This window comes from Pseudomonas sp. DC1.2 (assembly GCF_034351645.1).
Classification (GTDB): Bacteria; Pseudomonadota; Gammaproteobacteria; order Pseudomonadales; family Pseudomonadaceae; genus Aquipseudomonas.
Genome location: NZ_CP133782.1, coordinates 796,156 through 815,566 on the forward strand (window position 1 = coordinate 796,156; position 19,411 = coordinate 815,566).

The 19,411-nt window shown below is 56.9% G+C and carries 15 protein-coding genes, 1 other RNA gene and 3 pseudogenes; 6 read left to right on the top strand and 13 right to left on the bottom strand.

Going from position 1 to position 19,411, the window contains the following annotated elements; all coding sequences use genetic code 11:
- Window positions 1-35 precede the first annotated feature (35 nt).
- The gene (locus RHM68_RS03465; RefSeq protein ID WP_322220550.1) at window positions 36-1,478 is read right to left on the bottom strand and encodes an ArnT family glycosyltransferase; all 1,443 of its coding nucleotides are present in this window, start codon (window positions 1,476-1,478) and stop codon (window positions 36-38) included.
- Window positions 1,479-1,681: 203 nt separating this feature from the next.
- Here RHM68_RS03465 and RHM68_RS03470 point away from each other — a divergent pair, with 203 nt between their 5' ends.
- A complete protein-coding gene (locus tag RHM68_RS03470; protein WP_322220551.1) occupies window positions 1,682-2,692 on the top strand; it encodes a metallophosphoesterase in 1,011 nt (336 codons plus the stop codon).
- 16 nt (window positions 2,693-2,708) lie between these two features.
- On the opposite strand, the gene RHM68_RS03475 is transcribed toward RHM68_RS03470, so the two are convergent.
- The 3 genes from RHM68_RS03475 to RHM68_RS03485 all read right to left on the bottom strand — a co-directional run bounded on the left by RHM68_RS03475 (window position 2,709) and on the right by RHM68_RS03485 (window position 5,447).
- Window positions 2,709-3,269: a GNAT family N-acetyltransferase gene (locus RHM68_RS03475; protein ID WP_322220552.1), complete on the bottom strand. Its 561-nt coding sequence runs from the start codon at window positions 3,267-3,269 to the stop codon at window positions 2,709-2,711.
- A gap of 42 nt (window positions 3,270-3,311) precedes the next feature.
- Window positions 3,312-4,607 (bottom strand): divalent metal cation transporter, encoded by a 1,296-nt coding sequence (locus RHM68_RS03480; RefSeq protein WP_322220553.1) that lies wholly within the window; start codon window positions 4,605-4,607, stop codon window positions 3,312-3,314.
- 465 nt (window positions 4,608-5,072) lie between these two features.
- Complete coding sequence (locus tag RHM68_RS03485; RefSeq protein ID WP_322220554.1) at window positions 5,073-5,447, bottom strand: DUF6124 family protein; 375 nt, start codon at window positions 5,445-5,447, stop codon at window positions 5,073-5,075.
- 281 nt (window positions 5,448-5,728) lie between these two features.
- Here RHM68_RS03485 and RHM68_RS03490 point away from each other — a divergent pair, with 281 nt between their 5' ends.
- Window positions 5,729-6,547: a DUF2092 domain-containing protein gene (locus RHM68_RS03490; RefSeq protein ID WP_322220555.1), complete on the top strand. Its 819-nt coding sequence runs from the start codon at window positions 5,729-5,731 to the stop codon at window positions 6,545-6,547.
- A 14-nt stretch (window positions 6,548-6,561) separates the two neighbouring features.
- On the top strand, window positions 6,562-7,380 hold the full coding sequence (locus RHM68_RS03495) for a hypothetical protein (RefSeq protein ID WP_322220556.1): 819 nt from the start codon (window positions 6,562-6,564) through the stop codon (window positions 7,378-7,380).
- Window positions 7,381-7,492: 112 nt separating this feature from the next.
- Here RHM68_RS03495 and RHM68_RS03500 read toward each other — a convergent pair whose 3' ends face one another.
- Complete coding sequence (locus RHM68_RS03500) at window positions 7,493-7,816, bottom strand: hypothetical protein (RefSeq protein WP_322220557.1); 324 nt, start codon at window positions 7,814-7,816, stop codon at window positions 7,493-7,495.
- A gap of 777 nt (window positions 7,817-8,593) precedes the next feature.
- Here RHM68_RS03500 and RHM68_RS03510 point away from each other — a divergent pair.
- Window positions 8,594-9,733: a hypothetical protein gene (locus RHM68_RS03510; RefSeq protein WP_416195239.1), complete on the top strand. Its 1,140-nt coding sequence runs from the start codon at window positions 8,594-8,596 to the stop codon at window positions 9,731-9,733.
- Between the two features lie 806 nt (window positions 9,734-10,539).
- On the opposite strand, the pseudogene RHM68_RS03515 reads toward RHM68_RS03510, so the two are convergent.
- Window positions 10,540-11,023, bottom strand: a pseudogene (locus RHM68_RS03515) (IS3 family transposase); the annotation flags it as partial.
- Between the two features lie 43 nt (window positions 11,024-11,066).
- Window positions 11,067-11,210, bottom strand: a pseudogene (locus tag RHM68_RS03520) (transposase domain-containing protein); the annotation flags it as partial.
- On the opposite strand from RHM68_RS03520, the pseudogene RHM68_RS03525 reads away from it, so the two are divergent.
- Both RHM68_RS03525 and RHM68_RS03530 read left to right on the top strand, forming a co-directional pair.
- Window positions 11,208-11,843: pseudogene (locus RHM68_RS03525) on the top strand (phage tail protein); the annotation flags it as partial. The pseudogenes RHM68_RS03520 and RHM68_RS03525 overlap by 3 nt on opposite strands.
- 105 nt (window positions 11,844-11,948) lie before the next feature.
- A complete protein-coding gene (locus RHM68_RS03530; protein WP_322220559.1) occupies window positions 11,949-12,404 on the top strand; it encodes a tail fiber assembly protein in 456 nt (151 codons plus the stop codon).
- A gap of 303 nt (window positions 12,405-12,707) precedes the next feature.
- On the opposite strand, the gene ssrA is transcribed toward RHM68_RS03530, so the two are convergent.
- The 6 genes from ssrA to RHM68_RS03560 all read right to left on the bottom strand — a co-directional run bounded on the left by ssrA (window position 12,708) and on the right by RHM68_RS03560 (window position 19,368).
- Window positions 12,708-13,101: a transfer-messenger RNA gene (gene ssrA, locus RHM68_RS03535) on the bottom strand.
- A gap of 95 nt (window positions 13,102-13,196) precedes the next feature.
- Complete coding sequence (locus RHM68_RS03540) at window positions 13,197-13,463, bottom strand: hypothetical protein (RefSeq protein WP_322220560.1); 267 nt, start codon at window positions 13,461-13,463, stop codon at window positions 13,197-13,199.
- 151 nt (window positions 13,464-13,614) lie between these two features.
- The gene (locus tag RHM68_RS03545) at window positions 13,615-16,425 is read right to left on the bottom strand and encodes an FAD-binding and (Fe-S)-binding domain-containing protein (RefSeq protein ID WP_322220561.1); all 2,811 of its coding nucleotides are present in this window, start codon (window positions 16,423-16,425) and stop codon (window positions 13,615-13,617) included.
- Entirely contained in the window at window positions 16,422-17,093 is a 672-nt protein-coding gene (locus RHM68_RS03550; RefSeq protein WP_322220562.1) for a lactate utilization protein C, read from the bottom strand. The genes RHM68_RS03545 and RHM68_RS03550 overlap by 4 nt, the downstream gene beginning before the upstream one ends.
- Complete coding sequence (locus tag RHM68_RS03555; RefSeq protein ID WP_322220563.1) at window positions 17,093-18,547, bottom strand: LutB/LldF family L-lactate oxidation iron-sulfur protein; 1,455 nt, start codon at window positions 18,545-18,547, stop codon at window positions 17,093-17,095. Before RHM68_RS03555 ends, RHM68_RS03550 begins: the two co-directional genes overlap by 1 nt.
- On the bottom strand, window positions 18,544-19,368 hold the full coding sequence (locus tag RHM68_RS03560) for a (Fe-S)-binding protein (protein WP_322220564.1): 825 nt from the start codon (window positions 19,366-19,368) through the stop codon (window positions 18,544-18,546). The genes RHM68_RS03555 and RHM68_RS03560 overlap by 4 nt, the downstream gene beginning before the upstream one ends.
- Window positions 19,369-19,411: the final 43 nt, after the last annotated feature.

Here is a 19,411-nt window from a genome sequence, read left to right on the forward strand (position 1 = left end):
GCGGCGACCGGCCCGGTGAGCAAGCCTGCGGCGACTTACTGCCCGACGAAGTAGTAAGTCTGTCGTCCTATCAGGATGGTGTTGAGTACCTTCAGCGGCGCAGCAGGTTCTTTTTCGCCGCCCATGACCGCCACATTGGACGGTGATGCGCTCAGAAACTCATGCAGTTGCGCCTCAGTGTCCAGCCCTTTGATCACTCGCTGCAGGTAGAACACGCTGGCGCCGCCCACCCGCTCATCGGCCTGGAACAGCGCGACTTGCTGTCCGTTGCTTTGCAGTGTGTGAATTTGTTCGGTCAGCGGCAGGAAGGACAACTGGCGATCAGCCCTGGGCTGGGCCCACTGTGCGGCGCTCAGGTAGCTGGCGATCACCACGACCAGCACACCGGTGGCAATACCGTTACGGTGCCTGGCAATGCTGCCGATCCAGGTCGATACGCCTTCGCGAGCTTTCAACCGTTCGAACAGGACGGCCGCATATTCGGCGGCGATCACTGCGGCTGCCGGCGTCATGGACATTAGATACACCGTGCGTTTGCTGGAGGCGAGCGTCAGCATGACGAACTGCGCGAGTATCCACACGGTGAAAAACAGCAAGTAACGATTGGCCATTAGGCTTTTGCGAAAGTGCCACAGCCCCAGGTACACCAAAATGTTCCAGGGCAGGAATGCTTCCGGCAGTTTGGCCAGGTAGTAGTAGAACGGTTCGTAATGCCCCGCCTCGACGAATGAACCGCTGAAGCGTCCGACGCTGTTGGTCAGCAACACTTCACCCACGGCGTGGGCGCCGCCGCGTTGATACAGCACGACGAGCCAGATCAGCAGAGGAATCAGCCCCGCCAGCGTCAACAGGCCAGGTCGCAGCCAGTCGCCGACTTTCAAGCGCTTGTCCATCAGGCTTTCGGCCAGCAGAAACGCGAAGATCACCACCCCCGGCATCGCCAGACCCAACACGCCTTTACTCAACGTCGCGATGGCTATACCGGCCATAAACAGCAACGCATTGCCTACCGTCGAATGCTTCTGGCCCTGAAAAAACGCCAGCAGCGCCATGGTCACGCCCAGCGCGAGCAAGGCATCTTCACCGACCCCGCGCACGTTGCTCCAGTAACTGGCCATGGTTGCCAACAGAATCCCGGCTGTCCAGGCAATCGCTTTCGGTCGGCCGAAGCGGCGCAACATGGCGTACAACACCATCACACTGAACAGTCCGGCAAATGCCGACGCCAACCGCACGGCCCACGGTGTGCCGCCAAACACCCGGATCGCCCCGGCATCAAGCCACAGGCTCAAGGGGGGTTTTTCCAGAAAGGGCGCGCCGAACAAACGTGGCGTTACCCAATCGTCGTTCAGGTGCATTTCCATGGCGATCCCGGCGACCCGGGCTTCAGTGGAGCCTTGCAGTTGATGATTACCAAGAGCGAAAAAGAACAGCAAACAGGCAAGCACAAATAACAACAACGGGGCAGGACGCGACATAAGGTTCTGGCTACCGAAGAAAAAGGGGTTGTGGAGAAAAATGCTGCAAAAAGTATACGGGGTCAATTCTTAACAAAGTGTGAACAACGGATGTGATCTAGTGGCGTGTAACGGTGACCTTTTTAAAAGTACCTGCTGGCAATGCCAAGCGAGACCTCCGATTGAAACACATCATTTCCTCATCACGTGTGGCAAAGCGTTTTGTGTTCAAAAAAAGGATGCGCCGGGCCGCCATCGCTGTGGTCCTTCTGCTGTTAACCGGTGGTGCGGCAGGTTACTGGATGCTGACGCCACCACCGCCTTATGTTCCTTTAAGCGGTCTCGACCCTTCGCAGGTGTCGATGATCGCCTTGGGTGACCAGGGCAGCGGCAATCTCCAACAGTGGCGCGTAGGGCGTGCGATGGAGCGGGTGGCGGACAACGAAGGTCGGTTGGACATGGTGGTGTTGCTGGGCGACAACTTCTACGGCAAGCCGCTGACCAGTACCGACGACCCGAGCTGGCAACTGAAATTTGAGCGTGTCTATTGGGGAAAGTGGTTGAGTCGAGTGCCGTTTTACGCGGTGCTGGGCAATCATGACTATCCGCTGTCGCAGCAGGTTGAGCTTCAATACGGCCAACAGCGCAAAGGCTCTGGCCGCTGGCAGATGCCGAGCAACTTCTACGTCAAGGATTTTGGCAGTGTCGAGGGGCGTCCGCTGGTGCGAATGGTGTTCCTCGATACATCGGCCCCCCGTGAAACGCTGCCACAGCAAATCGAGTGGCTCGATCAGGCCTTCCAGGCGCCTGGCCCGGCCCCGGTATGGCGAATCGTTGCCGCTCATCACCCCGTGCGCAATCAGGGGGAACACGTAGAAGACTCAGCACTGGTCGCCGCGCTGTTACCGGCACTTGAACGTAACAAGGTGGATGTGTATTTGGCCGGACATGATCACAACCAACAATTGTTGTTGCGTGCAGCGGAGCCGGCCTGGGTGATTTCCGGGGCCGGAGGGCAAAAACTGAATGCCACGCGTGCCGGCTCCTTGGGCACCTCGTTTGCCACCTCGCGAGCGGGGTTTGCCAAACTCGACCTGAGTGTCAGTCAGCTGCGGCTCGCGTACTACGACGACCAGGGAAATCAGGAAACCAGCTATCGCTGGGCCAGAGACTGTCAATGGATGGCACAGGGATGCTTGTTGCCGGAGGTCGCGAGTTCGGTTGTCTCGCCATAAATAGAATGCGCAACGGTCAATGGAGGCCTGGGGCGTGATTGACGAGTGCGGTCAGCACGTGGTCCTGCCAGCGTCCGGCGATGTGCAGGTAAGCTTTGGCGTAGCCCTCGGGCTCGAAACCCAGGCGCTCCAGCAATCGCGCACTGCGTTCGTTACCAGGAATGTAGTTGGCCATAATCCGGTGCAATTGCTGTTCCTCGAACATGTAGCAAATACCCACCTCCAGGGCTTCTTGCATCAAGCCTTGGCCTTGGTGGGACTTCGCGATGTGATAACCGAGATAGCAGGCCTGAAACACTCCGCGAGTGATACCGCTGAACGTGCAGGCGCCGATCATCTGGCCGTCGCCCGGTGCCAGCAGTGCGAAATTCACCGCCAGGCCCGCCTCGAAAGCGCTGGCCTGTATTTCCAGGCGCGGGCGGATTTGCTCAGGGCTGTAGTAGTCGGCGGCCCGAATCGGCAACCACGGGGCGAGATGTTCCTCGTTTTGCAGGTAGAAGTCGCTTTCCAGCATCGCTTGGCTGGGGGCGAGCACCGCCAGCGTCAGGCGTTTGGAGGGGAGGGACAACAGCGGCATGGTGTGCTCCGTTTCTCGGCAGTACAGGGCGCCAGGGCAGGATTAGCCCGCCAGCATTCCCCAGAACATCGCAATGACGGCAAGGGCCATTGCGATGGAACAACTCCATCCTAGAATCCTCAGCCTGATGTGAATGACGAATGTGCCCATGATGGCGGTGTTGGATGCCATCAGCATCATGATGAACATGATGGGCACCGCCATGACGCAGTTGATGACCGCGCTCCAGAGCAGCGCTTTGATCGGATCGATCGGGGCGAAGCAGATCAGCACGCCGAGCAACGTCGCCGCCGTAATGATGCCGTAGAACTGTTTAGCCGTTTTCGGTTCGTCTGCGAGGCTATTTTTCCATTGGAAAGCGCCCGCCATGGCATAGGCCGCAGAGCCAGCCAGCACCGGAATGGCCAACAAACCCGTGCCGATGATGCCCGCACTGAACAGCCAGAACGCAAACTCACCGGCAATAGGGCGCAGCGCTCTGGCGGCTTCTGCTGAGGTCTGAATTTGCGTCATACCCTGTAAGTTCAAGGTGAGTGCGGTGGTCAGCATGATGAAAAAGGCAATGATATTGGAAAACCCCATGCCGATTAGCGTGTCGCTTTTTATTCGACTGAAGTTGGACGGTGCCTGGTCAGGCGCTTCGATCAAAGGCTTCGCACCAGGGCACGCCTCCATCTCTTCGATTTCTTGCGAGGCTTGCCAGAAAAACAGGTAGGGGCTGATGGTGGTGCCAAAAACGGCCACGAGCATGGTGATGTACTCAGGTTTCCAGGAGAGTGCGGGCCATACCGTGCGGTATGCGACCTCGGCCCAGGGAATATGCACCGCAAACAAGGTGCCTACGTAGGCGAGCAGTACCAGCGTCAGCCATTTGAGGACGCGCACGTAGCGGTTGTAAGGAATAAAGACTTGCAGCAACACCGAGACTACGCCAAAGCCCACCGCGTACAGATGCGCCGGGCCGCCGATCAGCAATTTCAGGGCATCACCCATCGCGGCAATGTCGGCGGCGATGTTGACGATATTGGCGATCAGCAACAACGCGACAATGCCTAGTAGAAATGGCTGGGGGTAATGACGGCGGATATTGGTCGCGAGTCCATGACCGCTGACCCGACCGATTCGGGCGCTGATCATCTGGATGCCGACCATCAGCGGAAACGTCAGGAACAAGGTCCAGAGGGTATTCAAACCAAATTGCGCACCGGCTTGGGAATACGTCGCGATGCCGCTTGGGTCATCGTCCGCAGCGCCTGTTATCAGGCCGGGACCGAGTTTTTTAAGCCAGGTCGTGCGGGTGTCTACCGAGAGGCTAGCGTCCGGGGCATCAGTCTTCATGGGCGTTGCTTCGACACGGCGGCGCAGCGCCACGCATCACAGTGACGGGCGTGAGTCGAGAACAGTTTCAAGAAATACCCAGAACAGGCATGGCTGAGGGCCTCAGGATGTGGCGGGCAAAAAAAAGCCCGCGGGAGCGCGGGCAAACCATAGTTTCTTGAATGAGCGAGCGCAATTTAACGTTTCGTGAAAGGCTCTGCGGTGAAGAAAAGTTCATCTGTGCCCCTGATGCCTGGTTTAGAGGCTTTGTTTTAGGTCAATGATCCGCCGCTGTGTCGAAGGTGCCGCTCAAAGAACCCATCACTGAGCGATGGGGGGGCGCCAGTCCACGTGTATGAAGTGTAGAAGAAGACCGGCCAAACTCTACGGCAGGTTAGTCGAGGCGCGGACGGGGGCGTCCGCTGTTGAGCGGTGCCTAGGAGTCGCGCGAGGAAAAACCTGCCGTCGACCTACGAATGCGACGACTCAGTGGCAGATGGGCTTGACCACCGAATCGGGCGATTCGAGATTTTCCAGCGCCCGGTTGATCAACATTTCGGCCAGTACGGCCAACTGCTTGATCGCCAATGCCACGTTGCGATGCGAACCTTCGAGCTGATCGGCCAGACCGGTGGTCATGACGTTGAGGGAGGCCAAGGATTCGCTGGCGTGAGCGAGGAGGGTAGGCGTGTCGATATCGGGGATGACGGTGAAAATCTGGTTCATTGGATTGGACAGTTTCGCGGCGCGCCGACGAGCGCCGACAGCGCACTGGCTGGTTTTGGGCCGAGGCGTTGGATCGACGTCTCCTGACGCTGAAAGGATTGGATTTTCAAGTGGTTTTGGGTAGGGCTTTTTCATGGAGGAACTCCGGAGGTGTAGGGACCCCTAGGCTTTTCGGACTGTTAAAACTGCCCGCCGGGTTGTAGCAAAGAACGGAGGTTAACCCTCATCAATAAGGGTCGCTAGTTCATGAAAGCCGATACGTTGTGCGGGAAATTTCCTAGGACGTTTCGTCGGCGCTAATGCACGTTGCAGTTAACCGTCTCTGCCTTGTTCCAGGGCTGTCGAAAGAAATCCGTCCCCGCTCGGCACACGAAGCTACGCTGTAATTTCTGCCTGATCTCCATGGAGAACAAACGATGTTGCGACTTAATCAGCATGTTCGGTTGTTCTCCCTCGGCGTGTTTGTCGGTTTTATGGCTACCCCCGTAGTGGCGTCAGAAACGCCCCCGGCTCCCGCGGCCCAGATTCAGTTGGAGCCCAAAGCGCTGGATATTCTGAAAGCCATGAGTGCGAAGTTAGCGGGCACTCAGGGAATGAGCTTCAAAGCCGTCACCACCTACGAAAAACCCAGCCGACTGGGACCGCCCCTGGCCTATAGCACGTTGGCTCTGGTCATTGTGCAGCGGCCTGATCGTTTGCGTGTGTTGACCTCGGGAGATGGGCCAGCGACCGACTTTTACTACAACGGCAAACAAGCCTACGCTTTCGCTCCGAAAGAAAACCTGCTGGCGCAGGCAGAGGCTCCAGACACCATTGATGCAACCCTCGAAGCCGCCTATCAGCGGGCGGCCATCTATTTCCCGTTCACTGATGTGATCGTTTCCGATCCCTACAAGGATTTGGCTCGTGATATGCGCTTGGCCTTTTACATCGGTCAGTCCACGGTGGTGGGTGATACCACGACGGATGTGATTGCCTACGCCAATGACAACGTGTTCGTACAAGCCTGGATTGGCACGAAGGACAAGCTTCCGCGCATGCTGCGAGCGGTGTTCCGAGATGACCCAAGCCAATCCCGGCATCAGGTGGCGTTCAGCGACTGGAAACTGGCTTCGGATTTATCAGCGAATTTCTTCCAGCCTGAGCATATCGACAAGGCACAGCGGATCCAGTTTGCCGCACCGCCGGACATGCGCGTCCTGGATGCAGAAAAACAACCGGTGGCCACCCCCTGAGCGAGGCTTGAACCATGAGCAAACGACTACTGAAAGTGACGGGGGCGTTGGTCGCGGTGCTGACGTGCAATCAAGCGGCCGCCTGGTCCCATGCCTCCAGTTACGGGCATTCATCGGGTGGCGGTGGTTCCTGGAGCCACTCAGGTGATTACAGCTCTGCCTCTGGCGGCAGTGGAAGCTGGAAAGGACAGGATAACCGCGGCGGTACGGCCTCGGGCGGCAGCGGCAGTTGGAATGGCTCTGGCGCTCGTGGAGGTTCAGCTTCCGGCGGAGGGGGAAGCTGGAGTGGCAATGACGAACATGGAGGAACAGCCTCCGGGGGCGCAGGTGCGTGGCACGGTACCGGCGCGCAAGGAGGAACCGCTTCGGGTGGCGAGGGCGCGTGGCACGCCTCCGGCGAAAATGGTGCCTCTGCCGCCGGGTATCATGCGAATGGCAACGGTGCGACGACTTACCACCCGACCGCCACGAGCACCAGCTATTACCATCCCCCCACCGCAGTGATTGCCAGCAGCGGTTGTTACAACTGTGGATATAACAGCGGTGTCAGTCCTGCCGCAGCGGCAGTCGGTGGTGTGGTCGTCGGCGCGGCCGTGGCCTCTGCGGCCAGTGCGAACGCTAGCAACAATGCCTATGGCGCCGGCTACAACGCCGCGATGGCGGCCTCCGCGGCGCCGACCATGCCGATGGGGTCGACGTTTGTCAGTCTTCCCAGCGGATGTGGGCTACGGAGTGTTTCGGCCGGCACCTTCTATCAATGCGGTAACTCCTGGGTGCGACCGGCTTACGGGGCCAATGGGGTTTTCTACACGGTCGTGCCTATGCCGCATTAATAGTGGAGGCGCTACAGGCTGTGGGAAAAATGACGTATTGCTGTGCTGTGAAGGCAACTGGAGAACCCCGCTCACGCAGGACTCACCAGCCTTTTGCCGTGTGCCAGAGCGATTACGCTTTAGTGTTGATGATCTCGCCGGTTATCTGCCCGTTGCCATTCACCACACCGGTCTTCGGTGCTGCTGTGGTTGCGGGTTGATGGTGTTGCTTTTGCATCAAACGCTGCGCCTGATGATCACCCTGCCCCGCCTCTTGAGCGGTTTGCGCGGCAGTCTCGGTCGCTTCTTTCAGGGCTGCTGCAACACTGCTTGCCGCGGTAGCGGTAGCAGGGGTTGAGGCAGTGCTCTCACTGGCTTTCGCCTGTGGCTGACGTTGGGCAGAACTTTGCCCATTGATCAGCACTGGATTTGAAGCTGATACGGCTCCGATGGACATAGGTAACTCCTGAATGAGTGGATTACACGTGCGTTTTAGTCATTGCAATGACGACAACGTTACCCATCAAGTCCCTGTTCTCAGGACTGCTTTGCGTACCCTCCTCGATATCAACCCATAGCAGCGCCTAGAGTAAGTCCGCAGTTGTCGAGCCTCTGTCGGATAAAGGTGAAAGCTTCGTGGTTTAGGAGGCAAGGGCTACTTCGATCAGCTTTGGATCCCACGTGTGTTCGTTCAGGAAGGTGCTGGCCACTGAACACAAGCCGTGGCTGTTTCAACCCCATGTCGGCGGTCTGGCTGTTGAAGTGAGTGAGCGGATTTCTGTTTGCCGAAAACACGTATGCCTAGAGTGCTGTGGGCGGGAGTGCAGAAAGGCCAACATCATGCACTCGATCGCTGCGCCCTGAGTTTTCTCTCGAATGATGGCGATGTGCCTTTTGGTCCGGTTTTTTTCTAGTATGCTGCCGACCTTTTGATAACTGCATTCGCGCGACGCCTTTCTGCTTCAGGCCTTGCGTGGAGTGTCATTCTGTTGTCGCTGATTGAAAATCGCGCGCATAACGCGCGATCTTCACTTTCTTGATTTTTGGACGGAACTGGTATTTTTATTGCGAAGGATGCGTCATCACAGCGTTAACACTCCGTGTATCGACGTGAATTAATATGCCCTCCGGAAAGGGGGTAGGCATACTGATCTAACGACCCGGTGCTGCGAACATGCTCAGCATGTTAGTGGTGAGTTATTCTTCTCAGGCAATTATTAGCGAGCTTTCTATAATGAAGCAATCTCGACGGTTAATTATACTTGCGTTTGGCTTAATGCTTTGTGGGAGCCAGGCTTATGCCGACACTACGGTGCGCGAGCAGCAGGTCTTACTGCCGATCGAGATCGACTCCCATGTTGAGAAAGTTGAAGCTTTGATCGTCCGTCCCGTAAAAGAAGGGAAGTTCCCCATCGCTTTGATTATTAATGGGTCGGCTCCAGCATCTCCTTCAGACGTGCATGCTTACTGGCTTGCACATATTGCTCACGATTTTGCACATCGCGGCTGGCTTGCCGCGTCGATTGTATGGCCTGGGTATGGTCACTCGACGGGAGTTTTCAGGGGTGAAGCAGGAAACTGCGCTGAGCCCAATGTGGCCCAATTTCTCGATGTACATGGAAAAGAGCTGGGCGCCACATTGGCAACACTCCGCGAGCGTCCAGATGTTGACCCTTCCTTGGCACTGGGTGTGGGGATTTCTATAGGCGGAGCGTCCATGCTCGATTTGGCCGCTCAGCCAGATCGTCCTTTGGCAGCAGTCATCAACATATCAGGCGGAGTTTACTACCACAAACATGTCGGTACTCCTGAATCTAACTGCTCGTTATTTCAAGCAGATCTAGTACGAAACTTTACGAAATTTGGCAAGGACAACCCAACGCCAACACTTTGGATCTACGCCGAAAATGATCCGCTTTTTCGTCCTGATCTAGTCGAGCGGATGGTCACCGGCTATCGGTCTCAGGGCGGTGATGCGGACTTTGTGTTGCTTCCTCCTTTTGGCAGCAATGGGCACACACTTTATCAACGAGATGCCAATCCGCTTCTGAAGCCTCACATCGAAGATTTCCTTAGACATCACCGGTTTCCTGCAATGGACGATACCGCATTAACGCCGCTGTTTTCAAAGCTAGTGCCCGAAGACCGTGAGGGCGCTGAGGCTTATCTTAAAAGCGTTACGGAGAAAGCTATGGCAATGTCCAAGGAGAGCAGCAGTATCTTCTACAGCTACGGCGCGCGCTCAATCAAGACCGCGCGACACCAGGCTCTTAGTCATTGTCGCAGTGCAACTGGTAAGGCCTGTCGAATCGTTGCGGAAAACATGGAATTGATAAATGGTTGGAAAAATATAGTGAACTCATCCAATAAATAGCAAGCTATATGGTACGGCGGTTATAGAAGTTCGATACACGGTGATGATCGACTCGGTGCGGAAGTTCGGTACGGGCAGAACTCGGCCAAGCTGCAGTCAGATCAAGGATCTCTTCGGACTGTTAATATAAGCACAAATTAGAGTTAGTATTTTATATTTTATGTTTTTTGAAAAGCAGGGAGCTTCTATGTCGTTCGATGCGTTTATGCCTGCATATATCGTCACTGTCTTTCCCATTCCGTGAGGTGTAAGTGAAAGAGTATAATAGTCTTATCACCTGTATGCTTGATCTAAGTACGGCTATAGGTCCGATTTGTCAACCCGAGCAAAAGTTTGATTTGGTCTGTTCGTAGAATATCTAAGCAGATTGGAGAGATATCATGCCGGAGTGCTTGACGGCTGGTGATTGGTGAAGGAGTCGGTTGCATCTCGGGGACGGTCGTAAATCGTTTCCGCGACTAGATGGTAATACCTTGAACTGCGTGGCCTTTGGCTACGCAAAAATCGTTGAGGTGCGGGAATTATAAGAGCGTAAGCGACAGATATATATGAAAAAATATCCAGTCTTTCCTACCGTCAAGCGGCGAGAAACTAAGAGATTACAAGTTTGCTCGCAAAGTGCAGCGTTCCTGATCAGGATCGGAATCTTTCAGGACGTAGTGCCATGATGGATAAGCGAGGGGAGGGGGTTCAGATTATCTTAGACAGTAGTGAGCGCTTGTCTGGTATTCGTCCGATATATAGGCTCGTAGATGAGTCTGAATTACTATTAATAATTAATTCCGCTGTTGTTGATGTTGTAGTGGTCAACTAATCCCGGACACGACGTTAAGTTTTTCTTCGGCCCGAGCTGGCGCCAGCCCACCGTTGAATTGATGGGATCGAATCCAGTTGTAGCGATGCATCAAGAATTGACTGATATCGCGCTGGGCTTCTTGAGCCGTTCGGTAACCCGTGGTCGGTATCCACATCGAACTCTCGATTCAAGATGTTCGGGATATCCAACCGTTCAACCGTCGCTCGTTTATAGGCATGTGATCCGGGCTGTTTACTGACGAGGTCAAGCTCGCGCATTAGGCTGCGCACTTTGAATCGTCCGAGCTGCTCACCGTCTTCGCGCAGCATCGACAAGATGCTGCGGCTACCCGCAGCACTGCGACTTTGCGTGAACAGTTCATTGACCCGACTGCGCAGCCGAAGCCGCTCAACGTCCGGAGTCCGGCGCCTGAGACGTTGGGCGTAATAACACGAGCGAGTGACTTCAAACACCTTGTACAGCCAATCAACCGTAAGCGCTCCATGAACCCCACCAGACTCAAGGTGGATGACGCGCTTAGCTAGGTGAGACCGGCGAGCAGTTCCAAGGCCACAAGGCTTCGTAATCCTCTACTGCTGTCGCCATTGGCAGACGTTCTAGTGCGTGGCGCAGCCACGCATAAGGCTCCTGGCCGTTGGCTTTGGCAGTCTCGACCAGGCTAGCGGTACTGACAAAATCAAATTCCACACCCATCTTCGCGCAGAGGGTTATCCGTTCCTGGTGCTGATGGGCGCCGGGGATTGGTGGCATTTGCGCAGTGACGGCGCTGGCGGGTGGCTTCCTGTAGGGAGGTTCGACAGCACGGCCTTGGGGCGTCCAGTCTTTGAAACCACCGTCATATTCAGTCCTGTGGGATACGGTGCGCTGAGTAGTTCGGTTTTTCAGCGCGCTGAATGGCCATGGCTGTGGGATCACGCCCAGCAATCAGGAATGTTGACTACTGAATCTGGCCGGGTAGGCGCTGAAGGTGGTTGGACCGCCGGGGACGGAGTCGCGACGTTTAGAGGGCCGGAGGCGCGAGGCGAGTTCCTGCGGGTCTTGTCCGAAACCCGACCAAGTGTTGACGTGAGCCGAGTGGCAGGCAGCTCTCAGGCTGCAACCAGGGTCGCCAGTTCGCCCAGTCAGACCGGCACCTCCTTACCATCCAGTAACCAGTTGGAGGAGTCCGAGGACCCTCCTATTTTGCTGGGCTCCATGTATGTGACACCCACTACATCGTCAATTTCGGCGATTACTGCCTATAGAGTTCGTGCCCGCAACATTGCATACCCTGGCCGAATCAAACTCATCTGAGGGATACCCATGCCTAGTTACCTTATTGACACCAATCAGGCTCTGAGCGGGCCTGTGGAGCTCCCGATAGTTCCTGGCTTGGGGCGTTTACTGCCTGGGAATGCCGTGGAACTCGCCGATGAACTGCAAGACCCTGCTGTCGGGCACGCATGGGCCTTGGTGGACGGCGCGCCGCTGCAACTTCAAGACTTCCGGGGAACGGTATATCGGACGAATACAGGGGCTGCCTTGATCTGGAATGAACTCGGCGAGCTACCGCAGGGACTGACCACAAGCGAGCGGCCTGGACCCTATCACCTATGGGTAAAGGGGAAATGGATGCTGGACGCGTCCGCTGAGACCGCTGGTCTGGCCAAGCAGGCATTGGAACAGCGTACAGCCCTCATGGTGCAGGCGACCGTCGCCATCGCGCCGCTGCTGGATGCAGTGGAGCTGGACATGGCTACGGAAGAGGAACGGACGCGGTACGAGGCGTGGCGACGCTATCGGGTGCTGCTTAATCGAGTAGAACTTCAGGACGGGTTCCCACGGGCCATTGAGTGGCCCGTGATTCCCGCTTAGGCGTGGTGCCAACCAAATCGCGAAAATGAAGCGGCTCAAACCGCGCCATGAATGCCAAACATCCCGCTAGACGGTGCCAAATACGGCGCGCGCTTACAGTAGTTTGAGCGCGCATGAGAAGTACTCCATGACACCTTTTGGTATTCCCAAGATTAGCGCCGGGTAGCCGGGAATACCACCTGGGATACCAAGCTGTCTGGAACTCCAAAAACCTCGTTGGCCCCCAGAAGCGCTGGAAACCCTTGATTTCACTGGATTTCAGGCACAAAAAAAGACGCCCGTGGACGTCTTTAGATGATGAAGTGGTGGAGCCGGGGGGATTTGAACCCCCGTCCGCCAGTACTCCGCTGTCGGTACTACATGCGTAGCCGTGTCTATTAAGTTAACCCTCAGCGACCCGACTGGCAGGGTGCATTGGGCGAGTTGTGTAAGTTTTAGCCGCTTCGTCCACAACGTACTGCACGGCGATTCTGTTCTATATGACAATCACTTTGGGTTTACAGACATCCCCTGATGATTGCTGGACCCGAAGGTACCAGGAGGGAAGGGCTAAGGCTGCTTACGCAGCGAGAGCGTATTCCCCGTAGGTTTCGTCATTGGCAACTATAAGAAGTTGCAACAGTGGATTTACGAGTTCTGTTACCAACTCGGCATGCACCTAAAGTTTCGCAACCGGCGTCGAATCCTAAACGGCCCCGAGCCCATTGCTCTGTACATCTTGATGAGCAACAAGCCTGCGCAGTGTACGCCAACTGGGCTCAGAAGGCCAACGGGAAGGTTGGCCATTGCTCATTACTGATGCAATTGGTCGGCGAGGGACAGCGCCTGAGTGGCATCACTGACGCATTTGTCGTTGTCATGTTTAGCCGCGGCAGCCTCAGCACTGGCCTGCATACGCTTGACCTCCATGGTGATGTTGTCTGATGTGGCGGGCAGTGAAGAGACCTTATTTCGTAGCTCTTGCACTTTGGCAGTGCAGAGGTTGTTGTCTGCAGCAAACACGGGAGAAGCCAACAGTGCAGCGCAAATGAACAGGCCACCAAGTGCGGTACGTTCCATGAGTATCTCCTTGAGCGAAGGGGCTCTGCGCTGCCGAATGGGCGGGCGGCGCTGCCGAGATTGGTAATGAGTGACTTGAAACCGGTTGAATTAAATGACTACGGCGATGCACAGGAATTCGGTTGTTTTTTTAAAGGGCGATGAAATCGCCTTACACCAATCTGGCTTGAGTGACTCTGTCCACCAGATAGACCAGCCCATGGTAATCAATCCCACCGTGCAGCGTCAGACCGATCTCACAGGTTCGGCTGGTGGAAATCCCTTCACTGCATTGCTGCACCGCATTCTTTAGCGTTCGCAGTGAATGTGCATTCAACTCCGGGGTCGAGAACCCCTTGTCGCCGGCGAATCCGCAGCAATGGATTCCCTCAGGAATCACCACGGTTTTGCTGCACTTACGCGCGAGGTCGATCAGCGCCTGGCTCTCTCCGAGGTGTTGAGTGCTGCACGTGACATGCACGGCGATGGGGGCTTCCTGCGGTATGAAATCCAGCCGATCCATCAAATATGTTCGGATAAAACGCACCGGGTCGTATACGTCCAGTCGAACGTCACCCAGGTCCTGAACCAAGCGCAAGGTGCAGGGGCTGGTGTCGCAATAAATCGGGTCGAGGCCGCCACGACTGGCGTGCAGCAAGGCGCCAATCAGTTCCTGGCGTTTGTGTTCGGCCTGTTCGGGGTAGCCCTTGGAGGCGAAGGGCTGACCACAGCAGAGGTTGTCTTGATTGTCTGGAAAGACTACCTGGTAACCGGCCTTTTCCAGCAGCCCACGGGTTTTATCGTACAGCGAGCTTTGCTCTTTATCGTCCGCCGCGGGGCCCATGACCCGCGAGACGCAGGCCGCGAGGTACACCACCCTGGGGCGTTCGTCTGACACGCTTGGGCTGAAGCGAATGGCTTTTTCCGGCTGCGGCATGGCATGGGTCCATTGCGGGACCTGTCCCTTGGACAACCGCGTCAGCGTTGCCGAGAGTCTCGCCAAGCGCGGGGCCCCCAGCAGCATCCGTGCCCCGTTGGCGACATGCAGGGTGAAGCGAGCCCCTTGCAGTGCAGTGGCGAAATTTCCCTCAATCCAATTGGCGGTTTTCGTGTGAGTCGCCTTACGGCTCCGGAGCTTTTTCACCAGCTCTCCGGTGTTGATGCCTACGGGGCAACGTTGCGCACACAGACCCGTGGCGGCGCAGGTGTCGATGCCTTGGTATTCATAAGCGGCTTCAAGTTCAGCCGTGTCGATGCCTGCGCGTTTTTTGGCCTGAATGTCACGCCAGATCACAATGCGTTGGCGCGGGCTCAGGGTCAGGTCTTTCGAGGGACAGACCGGTTCGCAGAAGCCGCACTCGATGCACTTATCCACAATCTCGTCGGCGGCGGGCAGCGGCTTCAGGTGTTTTAGGTGAATCTGCGGATCTTCGCTGAGCACCACATCCGGGTTAAGAATGCCGTTCGGGTCGAGTAGGCGCTTGAGCTGCCACATCAACTGATAGGCCTCGCTGCCCCATTCCAGTTCGACGAAGGGCGCCATGTTGCGACCAGTGCCATGTTCTGCCTTCAGCGAGCCACCGAACTCCACGGCGACCAGTTGCGCCACGTCGTCCATGAACGCCTGGTAGCGTGCGACTTCTTGCGGGTTGTTGAAGCCTTGGGTGAAGACGAAGTGCAGATTACCTTCAAGCGCGTGTCCGAAAAGGATCGCTTCGTCGTAGTGATGTTTGTCGAACAGTTCGATCAAGCGATTCACACCGGCGGCCAGTTGTTCCACCGGGAAGGTCACGTCTTCGATGATCACTGTGGTGCCGGTTTTACGCACGGCGCCGACGGCGGGGAAGGTGTCTTTGCGGATGGCCCAGAGCCGGGCGTTTTCCACCGGGTCTTCGGTGAAATCGACCTGTTTCTCCACCGGGAACGCGGTCAGGGACGCCATGATCTGCGCCAGTTGTTCGCGCAGTAACGTGGACGAGGCCGCGCGGGATTCGATCAATAGTGCGCAGGCATTATTCGACAGCTGCTGTACGAAATCTGGCATGCCGGGTTTGTCCTGCACCGAGCGCAGGCTGCGGCGGTCCAGCAGTTCCACGGCTGACACCGGTTGGCTTTTCAACACGGTGACGGCGTTGCAGCAGGTCTCCACATCGCGGAATACAATCAGTGCCGTCGCTTTGTTCGGGTGGTCGATCACGGTGTTGTAAGTCACGGCGCTGATGAATCCGAGCGTGCCTTCTGAACCCACCAGCAAGTGACTCAAGATATCCACAGGCTCGTCGAAATCCACCAAGGCATTGAGCGACAGGCCCGTGGTATTTTTCAGGCGGTATTTGTGGCGGATTTTTGCGGCCAATGGGGCATTGGCACGGGTGTCTCGCCCCAGCGTCGCCAGACGTTCCAGCAGCGGGTGGTGGCTATGACGAAACGCCGCAACGCTGGCAGCGTCTTCAGTATCCAGGCAACTGCCATCGGCCAGCACCAGGCGGATACCCGCCAGTGTGTGGTAGGTGTTTTGCGCAGTGCCGCAGCACATGCCGCTGGCGTTATTGGCGACGATGCCGCCGATCTTGCAGGCATTGATCGAGGCCGGGTCGGGGCCGATTTTGCGCCCGAACGGTGCCAGCCATGCGTTGGCTTGCGCGCCGATCACGCCGGGTTGCAGGCGAATTTGTGTGCCTTGGCCGCGGATCTCGCGACCGTTCCAGTCATCCCCCAGCACGATCAGTACGGAATCGCTGATGGCCTGCCCGGACAGACTGGTGCCGGCCGCTCGGAAAGTCACCGGGACTTGATCCCGTTGCGCCAGTTTCAAAAGGGCGATCACTTCGTCTTCGGACTCGACTCGGATCACCAGTCGCGGAATCAGGCGGTAGAAGCTGGCATCGGTGCCAAAGGCCAGCGTCGACAGCGGGTCGTCGAAACGTCGGTTTGGGGGGATCAGTTGCTGCGCATCACGCAGGAAAGCGGTGGGTAGTGTCATTGATCCTCCAGGATCAGCACCACCAGGTCTTTAGGGCCGTGGGCGCCGTAGGCCAGCACTTGTTCGATGTCGGCGGTCTTCGAGGGACCAGAGACCAGCAAGGCGTTGGTTGGCATGCCCTGAGCCCATTCGAATGCTTGCTGCACTTGATAGAAGTTGTCACGAATCTCACTGGCTTTGAGCAGGGCGAAATGCACTGGCGGCACAAGACTCATCAACCGCGGCTCTTCCCGCGTCGGCCAAAGAATCAGACTGCCTGTCGCGGCGATGGCTCCGAGGGTCGTGGTCAGGCTGGCCGGGGTGTCATTAAACAGCTCCGCTTTCCATTCTTCTACTGGGCGGTCGTAGGCTTTGAGCATTGGCAGGCCAGGATTTTTCGACCAGTGCTGAGTGACGCGTTGACCGTGAGGCGTGGTCGGCGCGATTAACAGGTTCGGTAACTGGCGATCTTGCAGTAGTTGCGCCAACAGTTCAGGCCAGGCTTCGCCAGAGGTCAGATGGATTTCGGTGTGTACTGCTTCCATCATTTTGCGCAGTTGAGGGATGCGTTGCTCGGGCGTGTAGGTGTAGGGCGCAGTCACCAGTTCGACGTCGAATTCGTCCGGTACAGGCGTAGTGCCGGTCAGACTTTTACGTAGTTTGGCGATGATGTTTTGCTTGGCGCTCATCAACGATCTCCGTGTTTGGCCAAGTGCTCGCGGGCCATGTCATGCAGTGAGCGGGCAGCAGGTCTGGGGGCGCTGTGGTTTTGTGTCCAGGGGCCGACGTTGCTGGGGGTGAGTGCGCGCAAGCGCGTGGCCACGAAACTGAACAACCGATAGAGCGTCGGCGAACTGTTGAGCTTCGCCCAAGCGTTCCAGATAAAGCGTTCTTTGCGCGAGTACTTGCTGCCCTGGCCACGCATGACCTGATGGGGGCTGTCCGGGGCTTTGACATTCTCTTCCCGTAGGCGTCGCAGCAATGCCGGGATCGGGATTTTTACCGGGCAAACTTCGCCACAGGCACCGCACAGCGATGACGCGCTCGGGTGGTCAGGCACTTTCGCCAGGCCAACCATGTGCGGCGTGATGATTTTTCCGATAGGCCCAGGGTAAACCTCCCCATAGGCGTGACCGCCGATTCGGGTATAGACCGGGCAATGATTCATACAGGCGCCGCAGCGAATGCAGTTCAGGGTTTGACGCAGTTCACTGTCGGCAAAGGCCTGGCTGCGACCGTTGTCGAGCAGCACCAGATGTACTTCACGAGGGCCGTCGAGTTCATGTTCTTTGCGCGGGCCGGAGATCATGTTGACGTAGGTGGTGATCGGCTGGCCAAGGGCCGAGCGGGTCAGGAGCGATAGCAGCGGTACAACGTCTCGCAGGTTTTCAACGACTTTCTCGATGCCGGTGACGGCAATGTGTACTGGCGGCACGGTGGTCGACATCCGCCCGTTGCCTTCGTTTTCTACCAGGAGCAAGGTGCCGGTTTCGGCCACGGCGAAGTTGACACCGGAGACACCGATGTCGGCGTCGAAGAATTTCTGCCGCAAAACCTTGCGACCGATCTGAATGAGTTGGTCAACGTCCTTGGTGTATTCCACACCCAGTTTGTCGTGGAACAAGGACGCGACCTGACCGGCGTTCTTGTGGATCGCCGGCATAATAATGTGTGAAGGCTTCTCGTGGTCGAGCTGGACGATGTACTCGCCCATGTCCGATTCCAGGCATTCAATGCCCTGTTCAGCGAGGACATGGTTCATTTCCATTTCTTCGCTGACCATCGATTTGCCCTTGATCACTTGCCGCCCCTCGTGAGCGCGGATGATCGAGAAGACGATGCTATTGGCTTCGTCCACCGTTTCCGCCCAGTGTACTTTCACACCGTTGCGGGTCAGGTTCTGTTCAAGCTGTTCGAGCAGGTCGGGCAACTTGGATAACGCACGGGCGCGGACAGCATTGCCCAGCGCGCGCAAATGTTCTCTTTCGTGGGCATCGCTGAAGGACGCTGCCCGTTTTGTCATCAGTGAATCCATTGCAGTGCGAAAGTTGTTTCGCAGTTGCGTGTCGGCCAAAGCCTCGTGAGCCCTGGCACGAAAATCTTCTTCTACGGCAACTGTCGGAATCAGCGTGGAAGTATTCACGAAACACCTCCAGTGCGCTGCCAAAGGAAACTGGCCAGATGTTGACCGCGCAACGCTGCCTTCTGCTTTTCCAGCGAACCGTTAATGTTCATCAGGCAACCGCAATCGGCACTGAGTACCTGGTGCGCGCCGGATTCCTTCAATGACCGTGTCTTGTCAGCCACCATCGCGCCCGAAATGTCTGGCATTCGGACGCTGAACGTTCCGCCAAAGCCACAGCATTCACTTTCATGGCTGTGATCGACGCGCTCGACATTGCTCAATTGCGCCAACAACTCTCGCCCGTGCAAGTGCGTATTCATCTCACGCCGCGCCGAACACGAGGTGTGCAACGCTACTTTCACCGGCTCGCCACTGTCCTTGAGCTGCACCTTGCAGACGTACAGCAGAAACTCGGCCAGTTCGTAAGTTCTGGCCGCCAATGCGTGAACGTGTTTCAGCGTGTGCGGCTCGTCCTTGAACAAGTCGGCGTAGTGTTCGCGCAACATGCCTGCGCAAGAGCCGGACGGCACCACTACCGGATAATCTCCAGCAAACAGCGCCAGTTGCGAGCGCGCCACGGTCCTGGCCTGTTCGGTATAACCCGAGGTGTAGGCCGGTTGTCCGCAACAGCTTTGCCCTGGCGGGTATTCGACACGAATGCCTTCGCGCTCCAGCAGATGAATCGCATCCATCCCGGCTTCGGGGTAGAACAAGTCCACCACGCAGGTTCCGAACAGATACACCCGCGACGGTTTTTCGCTGGGGTATTGCCGAGGCTCGGGCAGGGGCGGGGCGACACGGGTCGCATTCGGCACGGCGTTGTAAAAAAGCTCGCTCATCAGGCGTGTCTCTCGGCCGGTTACGCGTCTGTTGAGGCTGCTG